At 33.4% G+C, this 15,060-nt stretch carries 20 protein-coding genes and 1 tRNA gene; 11 read left to right on the plus strand and 10 right to left on the minus strand.

Features of this window, described 5'->3' with window-relative positions; translation table 11 throughout:
- The first annotated feature begins 18 nt into the window (after positions 1-18).
- Positions 19-270 carry a hypothetical protein gene (locus tag K5782_RS03020; RefSeq protein ID WP_297463938.1) on the plus strand — a complete coding sequence of 84 codons (252 nt, stop codon included), beginning with the start codon at positions 19-21 and terminating at the stop codon, positions 268-270.
- A 50-nt stretch (positions 271-320) separates the two neighbouring features.
- A complete protein-coding gene (locus K5782_RS03025; RefSeq protein ID WP_297463939.1) occupies positions 321-1,070 on the plus strand; it encodes a high frequency lysogenization protein HflD in 750 nt (249 codons plus the stop codon).
- Here K5782_RS03025 and K5782_RS03030 read toward each other — a convergent pair.
- Positions 1,067-1,948 (minus strand): radical SAM protein, encoded by an 882-nt coding sequence (locus K5782_RS03030; RefSeq protein WP_297463941.1) that lies wholly within the window; start codon positions 1,946-1,948, stop codon positions 1,067-1,069. The two genes, K5782_RS03025 and K5782_RS03030, sit on opposite strands and share 4 nt — an antisense overlap.
- A gap of 109 nt (positions 1,949-2,057) precedes the next feature.
- On the opposite strand from K5782_RS03030, the gene K5782_RS03035 reads away from it, so the two are divergent.
- The 6 genes from K5782_RS03035 (at position 2,058) to K5782_RS03060 (ending at position 7,257) form a co-directional block, all read left to right on the plus strand.
- Positions 2,058-2,360, plus strand: a complete 303-nt coding sequence (locus tag K5782_RS03035) for a winged helix-turn-helix domain-containing protein (protein ID WP_297463942.1) — start codon at positions 2,058-2,060, stop codon at positions 2,358-2,360.
- An 82-nt stretch (positions 2,361-2,442) separates the two neighbouring features.
- On the plus strand, positions 2,443-2,670 hold the full coding sequence (locus K5782_RS03040) for a hypothetical protein (RefSeq protein ID WP_297463944.1): 228 nt from the start codon (positions 2,443-2,445) through the stop codon (positions 2,668-2,670).
- Between the two features lie 29 nt (positions 2,671-2,699).
- Entirely contained in the window at positions 2,700-3,152 is a 453-nt protein-coding gene (locus tag K5782_RS03045; RefSeq protein WP_297463945.1) for a hypothetical protein, read from the plus strand.
- On the plus strand, positions 3,142-3,498 hold the full coding sequence (locus K5782_RS03050; RefSeq protein WP_297463946.1) for a reverse transcriptase-like protein: 357 nt from the start codon (positions 3,142-3,144) through the stop codon (positions 3,496-3,498). Before K5782_RS03045 ends, K5782_RS03050 begins: the two co-directional genes overlap by 11 nt.
- Positions 3,499-3,560: 62 nt before the next feature.
- Positions 3,561-5,657, plus strand: coding sequence for a 4-hydroxybutyrate--CoA ligase (locus K5782_RS03055; protein WP_297463948.1), 2,097 nt, complete (start codon positions 3,561-3,563; stop codon positions 5,655-5,657).
- Between the two features lie 73 nt (positions 5,658-5,730).
- Positions 5,731-7,257, plus strand: coding sequence for a 4-hydroxyphenylacetate 3-hydroxylase N-terminal domain-containing protein (locus K5782_RS03060; RefSeq protein ID WP_297463949.1), 1,527 nt, complete (start codon positions 5,731-5,733; stop codon positions 7,255-7,257).
- A 58-nt stretch (positions 7,258-7,315) separates the two neighbouring features.
- Here K5782_RS03060 and K5782_RS03065 read toward each other — a convergent pair whose 3' ends face one another.
- A complete protein-coding gene (locus K5782_RS03065; RefSeq protein ID WP_297463950.1) occupies positions 7,316-7,984 on the minus strand; it encodes a signal peptidase I in 669 nt (222 codons plus the stop codon).
- A 40-nt stretch (positions 7,985-8,024) separates the two neighbouring features.
- Positions 8,025-8,777, minus strand: a complete 753-nt coding sequence (locus K5782_RS03070; RefSeq protein WP_297463951.1) for a zinc-ribbon domain-containing protein — start codon at positions 8,775-8,777, stop codon at positions 8,025-8,027.
- 131 nt (positions 8,778-8,908) lie between these two features.
- Between K5782_RS03070 and trxA the strand changes: the two genes are divergently transcribed.
- Positions 8,909-9,238 (plus strand): thioredoxin, encoded by a 330-nt coding sequence (gene trxA / locus K5782_RS03075; RefSeq protein WP_007549557.1) that lies wholly within the window; start codon positions 8,909-8,911, stop codon positions 9,236-9,238.
- Between the two features lie 65 nt (positions 9,239-9,303).
- Complete coding sequence (locus K5782_RS03080; protein ID WP_297463953.1) at positions 9,304-9,825, plus strand: zinc-ribbon domain-containing protein; 522 nt, start codon at positions 9,304-9,306, stop codon at positions 9,823-9,825.
- Positions 9,826-9,840: 15 nt separating this feature from the next.
- Here the strand turns inward: K5782_RS03080 and K5782_RS03085 are convergent, their stop codons facing one another.
- Both K5782_RS03085 and K5782_RS03090 read right to left on the minus strand, forming a co-directional pair.
- Complete coding sequence (locus K5782_RS03085) at positions 9,841-10,200, minus strand: zinc ribbon domain-containing protein (RefSeq protein WP_297463954.1); 360 nt, start codon at positions 10,198-10,200, stop codon at positions 9,841-9,843.
- Positions 10,201-10,252: 52 nt separating this feature from the next.
- Positions 10,253-10,324 (minus strand) — tRNA-Ala (locus K5782_RS03090).
- A gap of 76 nt (positions 10,325-10,400) precedes the next feature.
- Here K5782_RS03090 and K5782_RS03095 point away from each other — a divergent pair.
- Entirely contained in the window at positions 10,401-11,792 is a 1,392-nt protein-coding gene (locus tag K5782_RS03095) for an amidohydrolase family protein (protein ID WP_297463956.1), read from the plus strand.
- 464 nt (positions 11,793-12,256) lie between these two features.
- On the opposite strand, the gene rpiA is transcribed toward K5782_RS03095, so the two are convergent.
- From rpiA to K5782_RS03120, 5 genes are read right to left on the minus strand one after another with little or no spacing between them, the layout of a single operon-like run.
- Positions 12,257-12,931 (minus strand): ribose-5-phosphate isomerase RpiA, encoded by a 675-nt coding sequence (gene rpiA, locus K5782_RS03100; protein ID WP_297463957.1) that lies wholly within the window; start codon positions 12,929-12,931, stop codon positions 12,257-12,259.
- A complete protein-coding gene (locus K5782_RS03105; protein WP_297463958.1) occupies positions 12,932-13,864 on the minus strand; it encodes a hypothetical protein in 933 nt (310 codons plus the stop codon). It abuts the gene before it with no gap.
- Complete coding sequence (locus K5782_RS03110; RefSeq protein ID WP_081470626.1) at positions 13,865-14,032, minus strand: 50S ribosomal protein L37e; 168 nt, start codon at positions 14,030-14,032, stop codon at positions 13,865-13,867.
- A 10-nt stretch (positions 14,033-14,042) separates the two neighbouring features.
- Positions 14,043-14,279, minus strand: a complete 237-nt coding sequence (locus K5782_RS03115; RefSeq protein WP_007549569.1) for an LSm family protein — start codon at positions 14,277-14,279, stop codon at positions 14,043-14,045.
- 44 nt (positions 14,280-14,323) lie between these two features.
- On the minus strand, positions 14,324-15,058 hold the full coding sequence (locus K5782_RS03120) for a creatininase family protein (RefSeq protein WP_297463960.1): 735 nt from the start codon (positions 15,056-15,058) through the stop codon (positions 14,324-14,326).
- Positions 15,059-15,060: the final 2 nt, after the last annotated feature.

The following is a 15,060-nucleotide window of genomic DNA, read 5'->3' on the forward strand; positions in this document are numbered from 1 at the left end:
TTGTGATGAGATTTTCAAATGACTGACTATTCTATGAATGAGAAGATGATCCTTGTCCAATATGCTATTAAAAAATATGAAAATGAAGAAACTGTCATTGAAAAATTAAAGACTATTTTAAGTGAAAAGGATATTCAAAGAAATATTGATACTTTAATTGGAACTCAGAGAGTAAGAAGAATAGGACCAGAAATTCTTCAAAACAATGAAAGCCATACTGAAATTCCTGATCTGCCAGATAATCTAAAGCCAATAGTTGACCAACTCTAACATTTGGAAATTCTTTTTACCATGGTAACAAGTAGCCCTGTGAGGTAAAATTGTTAGAAGAAATATTTGGTCAGATTGGTAACTTTACTCCGGCTATTATTGCTGGACTTGGATTAACATTAGGAATACAACATGCATTTGAAGCAGATCACATTACTGCTGTTTCTACTCAACTGACAAATTCTAATACGAATCAATCAAAAAAACAACTTTTCAAAATAAGTCTAACAAAATCATCACTACTTGGAGCAATCTGGGGAGCAGGACATACTACTACTTTGATACTAGTTGGTTTGATAGTTTATGGTTTTACACTTACAATAAACAAAGAAATTTTTTCTGGTTTTGAATTTTTAGTTGGATTGATGTTAATTTTATTAGCAATTACAAGAATATCAAATAAAAATATTCTAAAAATTAAACATAGACATCCACATACACATAATGACGGTTCAATTCATTTTGATGAACACAATCATCATGATAATAATCACTCTCATAATCATAAATCATATTTAATCGGAATGATTCACGGTCTTGCTGGAAGTGGAACGCTTATTGTTATGACCTCAGGCATGATTCTTAGTCTTCCTTCAGCATTAACATTCATTGGAATATTTGGATTGGGCTCTGTTATTGGAATGTCTCTAATCGGAGGATTACTTGGTATTCCATTTGGTTTATCAAATAATACTAGAGCAAAAACAATAATGAAGTACTTGACATGTTCTCTTAGCTTTGTTTTAGGCTTGTCTATTGTTTATCAAATAGGCATTATAGAAAATTTATTTCGATTTTAAAAGCCACGCAGTCCTTCTGGGCGCATAATTTCTGGATGCTGCTTCATCCAATTTATTTTATCTAACATAGCCTGTTTGTCTTGTGGAAATGTGCCCTTAATTGTATATGCGTTTGAACCATGGTTTGCTCTAAAAATTATTTCTTCCTTAGTTTCTATCTGACTGATTAAATCATATAACTCTTCAAGGGACTCATCATCAGTAATTCGAATAAATGGCTCTCCAAATTTTTCCAAAAATTCTTGTTTAATTCCATTTTCTAAATAGAGAGTTAATGCTCCTACATAATTAGGAGAACAAGCACTGATTACTTCTGCTGTTCCTTTAATGTGTTCTTTTGAATACGTTTTTCCACCCAATCCTAAAATTATCATACATGACATTATGTAACCAGCATCTTTTGCTTTGTTAACCGATTTGATAATTGTTTTTGCAATAGCTCCTTTTGTTACTTTTTTTAAAACAATGTCAGAACCACTTTCAATTCCCAAATACAACATATCTAATCCAGCTTCATGCATTTTCTTTAACTCCTCCGGAGTTTTCTTTAAGATGTTCATTGGCATTGCATAGCATGAAATTCTTTCTAGATTAGAAAATTTTTCATAAAGATATTTTACAATTTTAACAATGTATTCTGAATCAAGATTTAGAGCATCTCCGTCTGCCAAAAATATTTTTCTAGTATCTGGTAGTTGTTTTGCCATCAGATCAATTTCCATTTTCACTTCATCCCATGGTTTTTCTGAATATTGTTTTGATCTGTACATATCACAAAAAGAGCATTCATTAAAGGAGCATCCTAGAGTTACTTGAAAAATTAATGATCTTGCCTCAGAGGGAGGTCTGTACAAAGGTGCATCATAGTTTAACATCATTTTACTTCACAAGAATTGCTTGATTATGTTTTTTATACTTTCTAATATCTATCAGATAAATAAAACCCATAATGCCTTTTAATTGATGAATGCAAGAATTTCATAGATTATGGCAAACGATCCAGAATCAAAGAGACTAATGTGGTTTATTTTTACAGGCTCAAGGGGTGGACTAACTCGTCTACGCATCATATCTCTGCTTAAAAAAACCCCACTTAACACAAATCAATTATCCAAGGAATTGGGCTTTGATTATAAGGCTATTCAACATCATATCAAAATTCTTGAAAAAAATAACATGATTACAAAAGTTGGAGAAAAATACAATGTTATGTATTTTATATCTACATTTTTAGAAACCAATATGGAGACATTTGAAGAAATTGAAGGAAAACTGGATAAAAGTAAATAAAAGATTAGGAGATATTTCTCTCTAAATGGAATCCAATTCTCTACTACTATCTATCGTTTCCATTGCTAATATGGTGGTACTTGTGGTCTTAATTTGCATTTTTGGAAAAATATACTCAAAGACAAGAGCCCAGCTTCCTTTAGGTATGATTGTAGTTGCAGGTATGCTGTTCCTTCATAATGTTATTGGGGCATTTGCATACTTCTCAATGGATGAGCTTTTTTCATATGAAATATTCCCATACATGTTAGGAGTTGGTATTGCTGAACTAGCAGGATTGTTGATTTTCTTGAAAATCACTTTAGACTAGTTTAATTGTAGAGTGAAACTAATAATTTTATGCTAAAAAAATATAACAAATATTTTTCACTTAACAAAAACATTCTTATCGCTTTTGCGGCGTCAATTATAATCTCTGCAATTGTTGCTCAAATATTATCTGAACAAGCAGCTTATCTTAATACTAGTTATACACTGTTAGTTGATTACGTGGTTTATTTTTCTACGTTTGGTAGTTTGTATTATTTAGATAACAGAAAAAAATATTTGCTTGAATCTGGTAAAACTGATAAAGCAAGATTAAAACACGATCTAATTAAAATTATTACATCACTTGGAATAGGTGAGGTAATCTACACAATAGTAAGGTGGTTCTTACAATATTATTTCTTAACAATAAATTATGATGCATATCTTGCTTCTATAGTATCGCAAGTTATATCTACAATAATTTACATGATAGTAATTAATCTGAGTGTAAAAATGACGAGGTTGTACAAAGATGGGAATTAGTGTTTATGTTGATGGATCAGGCGGTCCTGATGGGGGATTTGGTTATTTTGTAAAAGAGACAGGTGATTCTTTTTATGAAAAAAAACCTGAAATAACTAATAATCAGGCTGAATACATGGCAATAATTGCAGCACTGAAAAATTTTGTAAATTCTACTGAAGAAATTACTATTTTTAGCGATTCAAAAAATACAATTTCTCAACTAAATCATGAATTTGCAATAAATAATGAAAAATTACGAGAACTTGCACGTGAGGCATGGACTCTAATAGGAAAATTTTCTAAAATTACTCTTTTATGGGTTCCAAGAAAAGAAAATTTAGCAGGAAAGATGTTAGGAAGCTAAAAAAAGAGATCAGAAGTTTCTATGAATAACTTTATTACACAAAATCTTTAGTCCAAATTAACGTGACCGAATCTGTTTTTCTCTCACCAAAATCAATAGCAATCATTGGTGCATCTGATAAACGAGGTAGTGTTGGAGCTACAATCACTTCAAATATTATGAATGGATTCAAAGGCATTGTTTATCCTGTTAGTCCTTCAAGACCAACCGTGTTTTATAAAACAGCCTACAAGAGTGTAATGGATATTCCTAAACCCGTTGATCTTGCAGTAATTGTCATCAACAATCTTTTGGTTGCAGATGTGTTGGAGGAATGTGGTAAGAAAAAAGTTAAAGGTGTCATCATCATCACTGCTGGTTTTAAAGAAGTTGATGAAGAAGGTGCAAAAAGAGAACAAAAGCTAAAAGATATTGCTAAAAAATACAAAATACAAATCATTGGACCAAACTGTCTTGGTGTCATGAATCTTGATCCAAAGACAATGATGAATTCTACTTTCCTTAAGGTAACACCAAAGTCAGGTAAAATTGCACTAGTATCGCAAAGCGGTGCAATATGTGCTGCACTTGTCGAAGATGCTAGTGCACAGGGAATTGGTTTTTCTGCAGTAGTTAGTATGGGAAACAAAGCTGCAATGAGCGAAGTTGACATTCTTAAGATGTTAGCTAACCACAATCAAACCAAAGTTATTGTAATGTATTTAGAAGATATGGGAGATGGTCAGGAATTTCTCAAAGTTTGTAAAAACATTACTAAAAAACTCAAAAAACCTGTTCTTGTTTTAAAATCTGGACGCAGTCCTGAAGGTGCAAAGGCTGCAATGTCTCATACTGGAGCTTTGATGGGCTCCGATGAAATCTATGACGCATTACTAAAACAATCAGGTGCTATTCGTGTTGATACAATGGAAGAACTGTTTGATTATGCAACAGCTTTTTCAAAACAACCACTTCCTTCTAAAGGAGAACTTGTAATTGTATCAAATGCAGGAGGACCTGCAATTATCTCAACTGATGCATGTTCTCGATTGGGAATTAAAATGGCCAATATTGAAAGTATTCGTCCAAAGATTAATGCAGTAATTCCTCCCTGGGGAAGCTCACGTAATCCTGTAGATATTGTAGGTGATGCTGATTTTAATAGATTTAGTAATGTGTTGGACCGTGTTTTAGCACATCCTAATGTTGGCTCTGTAATTTCAATGTGTACTCCATCTGGAACTTTGAACTATGATAAATTAGCGCAAGTAATTGTTTCAATGTCAAAAAAACACAAAAAGACAATGCTTGCAAGTTTGATGGGGCTAGATGAAGGAATTACTAATAGAGAAATTCTAGCTGCAGGTGATGTTCCATATTATACATATGCAGAAGGAGCAATTAGAACACTAGCTGCAATGCTAAAATTCGCAAATTGGATTAAAACACCTGAAGGAAAAATTCCTAAATTCAAAGTTGACAAATTAAAAGCAAAGAAAATTTTTGATAAAGTAAAAAAAGAGAAACGACCTAATCTATTAGAAGAAGAAGGACAAGAAGTTCTCAAAGCATATGGATTACCTTTACCAAAAAGTGCACTTGCAAAAACAGAAGCAGATGCAATAAAGATTGCAAAGCAAATAGGTTATCCTGTAGTGATGAAAATTGCATCACCACAAATTATTCACAAATCAGATGCTGGTGGTGTTAAAGTAAATCTCACAAATGATTTAGAAATTAAAGAAGCGTTTAAGACAATTATTGCAAATGCCAAAAAATATAATAAAAAAGCAGAGATAAAGGGAGTTCTTATCGTAGAGATGGTAAAAGGAGGTAAGGAATTGATTATTGGTTCTAAATTAGAACCTGGATTTGGTCCTGTTATCATGCTTGGAATGGGTGGTATCTATGTCGAAGTACTAAAAGATGTTACATTCAAACTTGCACCAGTTACAGATAAGGAATCAGACGACATGATAGCATCTATTAAAACTCAAAAACTATTACAGGGTGTACGAGGAGAAAAACCATCTGACATTGCAAAACTATCTGAATGCATTCAAAGGTTATCTCAATTAGTTACTGATTTTAAGGAAATAAAGGAGCTTGACATGAATCCAGTTCTTGTAATGGAAAAAGGCAAAGGCTGTAAAATTCTTGATGTTAGAATTGGTCTTTAATCGTAATTTACTCGTAAAATTTGATTTGTCTAGTTTTAGAATATTTATACAACATAGGAGTAAATAAAATCACATGGCTAATGTCCTAAAGACAATTAGAACTGGTAATGATTACATTGAAAGTCTTAGAGGTCGTGATCTCAAAGTTTACCTGTTTGGAGAATTAGTTAAAGAACCAGTAGATCATCCAATGATCAGACCATCAATTAACGCCGTTGCAGAGACATATGATTTGGCTGTACGTGAAGAAGCACTTGCTTCTGCACATTCATCTCTTACTGGATTAACTGTTAATCGATTTTTACATATTGCAGAGAGTGCACAAGATTTAGTTTTACAAAACAAAATGCAAAGAAAACTAGGACAAAACACTGGAACATGTTTTCAGAGGTGTGTTGGAATGGATGCATTGAATTCTTTACATTCAACTACATTTGAAATTGATGAGAAACACAAGACAAACTATCATAAACGATTTTTAGAATTTGTTAAGATGGTTCAAAAAGAAAATCTTGTAATTGGTGGTGCCATGACTGATCCAAAAGGAGATCGAAGTAAGGGACCGGCAGAACAGGATGATCCTGACTTGTTTACTAGAATAGTTGACCGAGATGAAAAAGGAATCTATGTCTCCGGTGCTAAAGCACATCAAACAGGCTGTATCAATTCTCATTGGATAATTCTCATGCCTACAGTAAGATTAACTGAAAATGACAAAGATTGGGCAGTTGTTGGTGCAATCCCAGCTGATGCAAAGGGTGTGACTTACATCTATGGAAGACAATCATGTGACACAAGAAGTATGGAAGAAGGTGATATTGATGATGGTAACGCAAAGTTTGGTGGACAAGAAGCATTGATGATTTTAGACAGAGTATTCATTCCATGGGATAAAGTATTCATGCATGGTGAGTATGAATTTGCATCAATGTTAATTGAACGTTTTACTTGTTATCATAGACGTAGTTATGTTTGCAAGACAGGATTAGGTGATGTTCTAATTGGTGCAGCAGCTGCAATAGCTGATTACAATGGAGTTCCAAACGTATCTCATATCAAAGACAAGATTATTGAGATGACTCATCTTAATGAAACAATTTTTGCTGCTGGAATTGCATCATCACATCAAGGTCACAAAATGAAATCAGGTGTATATCTAAACGAAGATGTATTGGCACAGGTTTGTAAACACAATGTAACCCGTTTTCCATATGAAATTAGTAGACTTGCACAAGATATTGCTGGTGGTCTAGTTGTAACCTTGCCGTCAGAGAAAGACTTCAGACATCCTGTTGCAGGTCCATTACTCAAAAAATATCTTAAAGGTCGAAAAGGAGCAGATGTTGAAAATAGAATGAGAATTCTTAGACTAATTGAAAACATGACATTGGGACGAAATGCTGTTGGTTATCTTACAGAATCAATGCATGGAGCAGGTTCTCCACAAGCTCAGAGAATACAAATTCAGAGACAGATGCAAATTGGATATAAAAAGAATCTTGCAAAAAACCTTGCAGGAATAACAAACGATATTGAAGAACCAAACGAGCCATCTGATTATTTTAATCGTATTTTCAAGACTAAAGATTCAATTCTCTAGTTTTAGATATTTTTACTTGGATATTTTATTCAAAAATAATTCTAATGATTATGGAAAATTACTTTTGGTCTTTCTCTGAATCTTGCTTTTCAGTAGAATTATCATTGTCTTGATTTGAATACGCTTTATCTTTTTCAAGCTTGTCTAATTCAGGAATATCTGCAGTTGATTCCGTGTTTGTATCGCTTTTCTTAAATGGATCTTGCAAACTAATCTCTTTTTCATTTTTCTTTTTAGTCATTTGCTTTACGACCATAATTCCTATTACAATTACAATAATTACATAATTAATCGGAGGTTTTAGTAGTTGAGTGACATAACCTACCTGTGGAATCACATATGCTACTTTACCGATATATTCTTCTTCAGTAATTGGAAAGTCTGTTCCTGGAATTGATGCAGGGTTTGCGTCTCCTTTTGTTCTGATAGTTTTTGGCTCATCGTCAATAATAGATGCAACTCTATGAACAATTACTCTATCATGTCCTGAGGGGCGATTGAAGACAATAATATCTCCAACTTCAATTTCTTCAAACGGCACATGTCCTTGAACAATCAAAACATCATACACTTCTAAAACAGGAATCATACTTCCACTCGCAACTACATAAAATGGATTTTGTGTTCCAAACACAACTTGTAGACCAATCCAGATCACAAGTACTCCTATAGCTACAATTAAGATGTCTTTGAGTATTCCTTTTGACATTAATTTTTTGTTCAACATTTACATTTCCTATTGATTAACTGACTAGATTTATCGACACTTATTGTAGCTTACTGCCACATTCTTCACAGAATTTGGAACCGTCTTTGTTTGAAAATCCACATTTTGCACATTTTCCTGGTTGTGGATCTTGAGGCGCTGCAGCTGGATTTCCTAAAAGAATTACCTCTCCTACTTTTCTTATATTGTTCCATGGGATACTTCCCTCAGTTCCATCATTTTTTATAATTAACAATACTACTGACTGATTAGAATCAATTCCAACTTGTTTTGCATGGCCAATTTTTTTAGCATTTTCATCATACACTGCTAATCCTTCTATTGAGCTAACTGTAGTAGATGAACTTGGTTGTGTGGATGACTGTGCAATAGCTTCTGTTTTTGCTTGAGGTTGTATTGGTTCTGAAATTTTTGGTGCAACAGTTTGACTAGAAGACTCTAATGGTTTTGCACTTCCTACCTCTACTGTTTCATTTTGTTTTTTAAATTCTCTGTATTCTGCTATTACTGCTTTACAAGAATTACAAATGTATTGGCCTTTTTCTGCAAGAATTAAATTTTCTGCAACCTCTTCATTTGGATTTTCAAATTCAATTTTTGGAGGACCCTCAAATTCTTTTTCACATGTATTGCAAAAATGTTTAGTAATTTTTTGACTATCTAATCTACCAATAGGTGCTAAAAATAGATCTGGACCTCCCAAGTTGCCTTTCATTTGTTGTTGGTCATTTACAGACGCCATGACGTAACCCCCAGATCCTCTTAATTTTTTAAGTCTAAGTTCGGCGCTCATAGTTTCGTTTTATTGAAACGACATTTAAGTATATATCATTAAAATGATTTTTTTTGATTTTCTATCCAACAAAAAATATGGTGTAAACTCTAGTGAACATTTTTAGGGATGTTCAATAAATTATAATTATTATGGGAATAACAGAAGTTTCAGATGCAAAGTCTTGGGAAATCAATGTGATTAACTCTGATATACCAGTGTTTGTTGACTTTTGGGCTCAATGGTGTGGCCCATGTAGAATGGTCAGTCCAGTAGTTGAAGAATTGGCAAATGATTATCAAGGTAAAGTAAAATTTGTCAAAGTCAACGTTGATGAGGCTAATGAATTAGCATCCAAATACAATGTCTTTAGCATTCCGACCTTAATTCTCCTTAACAAAGGTGAAATAGTTAGTCAGCAAGTTGGTGCTGCATCAAAAGAATCATACAAAAATATGATTGATAGAGCATTACAAGCATAAATCATTACACATCTTTCTATTTTTTGATCCTAAAGTAATTAATATTCCAAAAATAAAGTATCGGTATGTCATTTGGCGAAGTAGATACTCTGAACATGCTTTTTGATAAATTACAAAGCTTGTTTGATGAATCTCAAGGTTACTATGAATCATTTCTTGACACAAATAATATGTACAAAAAAGGTCTACTAAGCGACAAAGAATTTTTTCAAAAATTAGGTGATTATGTTGTAGCTTATTCTGCACTAGAATTTTTAGCAATCAAAGTAATTTTTGAGCTAAAAAAATCTCGTGGAGCAGGCACAGGTAACACTCAATCACCTGGATTGATGCCAGGAATGGGACAACCTGGAATGATGAGTGGAATGGGTATGCCAAGATCAGGTACTGCTCAAAATCCTGTCGGTGGACCTCCTGGAATTGTATCTGCAAAAGAGGCATTTGGTGATGTTGGAACTTTACCATCTCCAGATCCATCATTAATGCCAAGAAGAACTGTTGAATCTAGTGGAAATGGATGCAAGTCATGTGGTGCATCATTAAGACCAAACGCAAAGTTTTGCACAAAATGTGGAACTAAGGCCTAAAATTATTTCTAAAAATTAATCTTGTGTTGTACCACATTCGGGGCAGAATTTTGCTGTATTTGATAGTGTTGTACCGCATTCAGAACAGAATTTTCCATCTTTGGTGGTTTGTGAGAATGCATTTCCATAAACGTTTGAGCTTTTAACAGCACCAGATGGTTCGTATTTGTCATCATCAATTAAGATTGGTGCAAAGTCTTGTTCTACCATAAATGTTAGCATTCTAGGAAGTGAATTTTCTTTATTTTCTGGATCTGGAACCGTATCTCCTAACCAAAATGCAAATCTCATGAGAGTTAATTCTGGAGTGGAAAATGCAAGAGTGTGCTTTGACATGTATTCTTGTGCTGCTTTCTTTCCGTCAAAAACCTTCATGGAAGATTGTAATCATTGTTTATGTATAATAGTTTCTGGAAACTATTTTTAATGGACCGGGGGGGAATTGAACCCCCGACATCCTCGTTGCGAACGAGGCATTATACCACTAAACCACCGGCCCTTCCATTACCTCTAAGAGATGTGTTTTTATTCATTTTCTCAACGCATAATAGACTGCAAGACGTGAAAATTTTCTGATGACGTATGATACCGTGATCACAAATTCACACATAATTTTACCTCAAGGAATGCTTGATAAAAACATCATAATTGACGAAGGAAAAATTGTTGGTTTCACAAACGATATTCCTGCATGTGATAATAAAATAAATGGAAATGGTCTAATCTCAATACCTGGACCTATAGACACCCATGTTCATTATGGAGTATATTCTCCAATTGATCAGGCAGCAAAAACAGAGTCGCATGCAGCAGCTATTGGTGGAATTACTACAATGATGAGAATGTTACGACTTGGAAATTCATTTAAAAATTCATTACAAGATCAACTAGAAGCCGCATCAAAAAATCATTATGTTGACTATACAATTCATGCATCTGTTTTTACTCCCCAACAAATCAGGGAAATGCCCTACTGTGTTGAAAAAGGAATCACCTCGTTTAAAATTTACATGAACCTTGGTGGAGATGTAGGTCATGTGTATATGGATATGGCACCTTATTCAACTAAATTATCTGAAGCTACAGTAAATGTATCTAATGAAATAGTAGAAGAAATTGTAAAAAATGCAGCATTGCTTGGTTGTCCTGTCTTAGTTCATGCAGAAGATTATGAATCATGTGCATGTGGAATAAAGACAGCTAGAGAAAAAAATCGCGATGGACTTCCTGCATGGTCTGAAAGTCGTTCTCCAGACTTTGAAGCAAAGGCAATAAAAACAGTTTCAAAATTCGGAAGAGACTACGATTGTGCTATCTATTTTGTTCATATAGGTTCTCAAAAAGCATTAGAGCAAATTAGAGAAGAACGAAAACTTGGAACTAAAATTTTTGTTGAAACCTGTCCACACTATCTTACACTATCTTATGAAAATCAACAAGGTTATCTTGCTAAAGTGATGCCTCCAATTAGAACTGCTCAAGACAATGTTGCGGTCTGGGATGCATTATCTCATAATCTAATTGACACTATTGGAACAGATCATGTTGCAAATCAGCTCAAACTAAAACTTGGTGGAGCAGATATTTGGGGGGCTCTAGCTGGATTTCCAGGAATAGGAACTGTAATTCCAATTTTATTAAGTGAGGGTGTAAATAAAAATAGAATCTCGCTTGAACAATTTGTAAAATGTACTAGTACTAACGCTGCAAAAATATTTGGAATGTATCCAAAAAAAGGAACGCTGGACAAGGGTGCTGATGCTGATATTACAATGATAAATCTCAAAAAAGAAAATAAGGTTTCATCTGAACTATTTGGTGGCTTTTCTGATTATATTGTATATGAAGGAATGTTGCTGAAAGGATGGCCTGTTAAAACTATGGTGCGAGGTCAACTAGTGGCTGAAGATTTTCAGGTTGTTGGAAAATTAGGCCATGGAAAATTTGTTCAACGCTATATTTCCTAAATGTCAATTTTTTAATAAAATATTAAATTGGATCTTAAGACCAGCAACGGTTAGTTGTTTGGTGAGAGATCCAACTACTCAGGTTTTATCAAAATAGTATTTAGATCCTACTGATAATTTCTACGTGAGTCTTTTAAAGAAAATTTCTAATTTACTATGGTTATCATACGCTAATGGAGTCATTCGCCTGCTGTGACCAAACCATCGTCCAAGACTTGGGCACTTTAGCCCAAGTCTATTCATATGATTATGGATCATTGATCTGAACAAATTGTTCATGGCTCTTTTAAACTACTTTTCATTATACTATGATATGTTAGAAAATAATACTGAACAAAAACTTGCTTGGGAAGAAGTACGAGGATTATCGTGGCTAATCTCTGATGATGAATAATCCAATATTTTCTTTAAATTATAATGATGTTATTTGCAATAATCTGTTTTAATTTTTGATAGATAATCTTCTAAATTATATCGAATTTGCCGTCTGTTTTGGCTCTGTAAATGACATCTGGTTTTCTGATAAATATTCCCGATTCTACCACTCCTGATATTTGTTTTATTTTTTGAGATAAAATTTTTGGATTTTTTATTACTCCAAAATCACAATCAAGAATGACATTTCCATTTTCTGTAAAGAATGGATATCCTTTATCAATTAAACGAAGTTCAGCTTTTCCTCCTAATCCTTTGATCTTATTAATGACTAGATTTCTTGCTTGAGGGTGAATTTCAACAGGAACTGTTCTTGTAAAGTTTTTAACAAATTTTGATTTATCTGCCATAACTACTACTTTTTTTGCAAGATTAAACAAGATATTTTCTCGTAATAAAGCTCCGCCACCGCCTTTGATGACAAATTTCTGCGAATCAATCTGATCAGCACCATCAAAGACAACATCTATGTGATCAACTTGATCAGCTCCAACCAATGGAATTCCTCCTTTTTCAGCAATCAATTTAATTTGTAATGATGTTGGTACTCCTTTGATGTTGTAATTTTTTATTTTTATAAATGATGAAAGAGATTTAACAAATGCAGTAGCTGCTCTGCCACTACCTAATCCAATTACATAACCGTCTTTTACAAATTTTAATGCATCCGTTGATAATGCCTCAATGGCACCATCATAGGACAATTATTCTACCTCAGCTTGTTCAATCTTGGAAAGTACTTTCATTATTTCGCCTTTGATCTTATCTAAATCATCTGAATTATCTTCATCAAAGTCATCGTCTAATACTGTAGTTGGATTTGCTTTCTTTGGTTCTGGAAGAGCCTTATGCTCAGTTATTTTTGCAACTTCTTTGTTTATGTCTGGTTTTGTTTCAAATTTGATCTCTGGCTTTGTACTAATTTCTTGGATAATCTCAATTTTATCTTCAATTTTTGGTTGAACTATTTTGATCTCTTCTTTTGGCTTAACTGTTTCTCGAACGATCTCTTCTTTTGGCTCAATTGTTTTCTCAAATAATGGGAATTTTGGCTCTTTATTTGAAAATCTAGTTAATGTAGTTAACTCAAATGATTGTCTGGAATTTGGTTGTGGTATTATGATAGGATCTATTTTTGTTTCTTTTGGTTTTTCAAAATTAAATATTTTCTTGTTTTGTTTTGCTTCTGGTTTTGTGTCAACAACATCTTCTTTTATTTCCGAAGTAGGTGGATTTACAGCTATGATCTTTGATGATAATTCGTATAATCTGTCATCTAATCTTGATAGCTTTTGATCCATTAATGTAATTAATCCATCGCCAATAGGTCCTAGATCTGGATGTTGGCTTGCATCTTCGAGCTTTTCTAATTTTGCAAGTACGATTCCTAATTGGTGTTGATACTTTAGCAATAGCTTGTCTTTTTGAATTTTTGGAAAACCATAATCTGTTTGATATAGTCTAGAAATTGTTTTTGTTAGAATGTCTTTCTCAATTTTTAAAGAATTAATTTGAGTTCTAATATGTGAACTAGCACCTAGACTAAGTAACTGTGTTTTGTTTCTTGGCATTTTTCTTGCAGCAGCTGCTGTAGCAACACCAGCTATAGAACTAAGAATTATTGCAATCTCTTGCATCTACGTATACCATTTAATCCAGGAATACTTTCTGCGTTTAGCCTCTGGAAATCCACAACTTGCACATTGGTGATGTCTCTTATGAAATGCATTATTGCCACATCTTCTACATCTAATGTGTACTTTTTTCTTTGTAAAACCACCCATAGAAGTTGTGCCGCGTGTCATCTCAATTCACCTAATTTGCTGCTGGTGGAGGAGATATCATCACAACATTGTCTCCTCTTACAACAATGGTGCCTAGGCTTTTTGAATTGCCCTCAGTAGGAATTTCCTCTGATGAGTCAAGTAGCAGGTTCATGTGCTGATCAAAACCTAGTAGATTACCTCTAATGGTTTTGCCGCCTTTGAGCTTTATCAATACAATTTGATTGATACTCTCATCCAATACTTTTACTGCCATATCAACGGACATTATATCACTTATTGGCTTTGATATTGAGGGATTATATTAAAATTTCATTGGTGTAACTTTGAACTATGCTCAGTAAGGCAAGTTTGACACTTTTTTTCAAGATTTCTCATGATTTCATCTAAAATCAACAATCCGTCTCTCTTTGTTGCATTTGTTGGATCTCCCCAAATTCCGTTTTTTGTAACTTTTGGAAATGATTTTGATGCTAATTGTCCTAACTTTTTGATTTGTTGTTGTTTCATTCCATCTGTTACAAGTCCTTTTTTGGCCAATTTCATTTTGGTATTTTTTGAAATTGCAAGCATAAGTGAGGTCTCAACAAATCCGGCATGATCAAATTCTTTTTGCATAAAATGCCAATATGAAAGTGAAAAAACTCTGAGTTTGTTTTTTGATACTTTTCTGAATTTTTTATCGATGTTTTTTAATGGTTTTTGATTTCCATGATGTCCATTAATGATAAAGACTGTTTTAATGTTATTTGCAAGAAGTGAATTACACAAATCAACCATGATAGTACGAAGTGTTGTTTCTTTGATACTAATGTTAAAAAATGGTGAATGTTCAAACGATACTCCATATGTTAATGTAGGTAAAAGAAAACAATCCATCTTTTTTGATAACTTTTTTGCTATTTCTGTAACAATATCAGAATCAGTAGAAATTGGTAGATGTGGACCATGTTGTTCTATTGAGCCTACGGGAATAATTGCAATCTGTTTTTTCTTTTTAATGTTTTTCCTTAGTTCGGGATCAAATTGGGATTTAATTTCTACCATTT

The organism is Nitrosarchaeum sp. (assembly GCF_025699065.1).
GTDB lineage: Archaea > Thermoproteota > Nitrososphaeria > Nitrososphaerales > Nitrosopumilaceae > Nitrosarchaeum.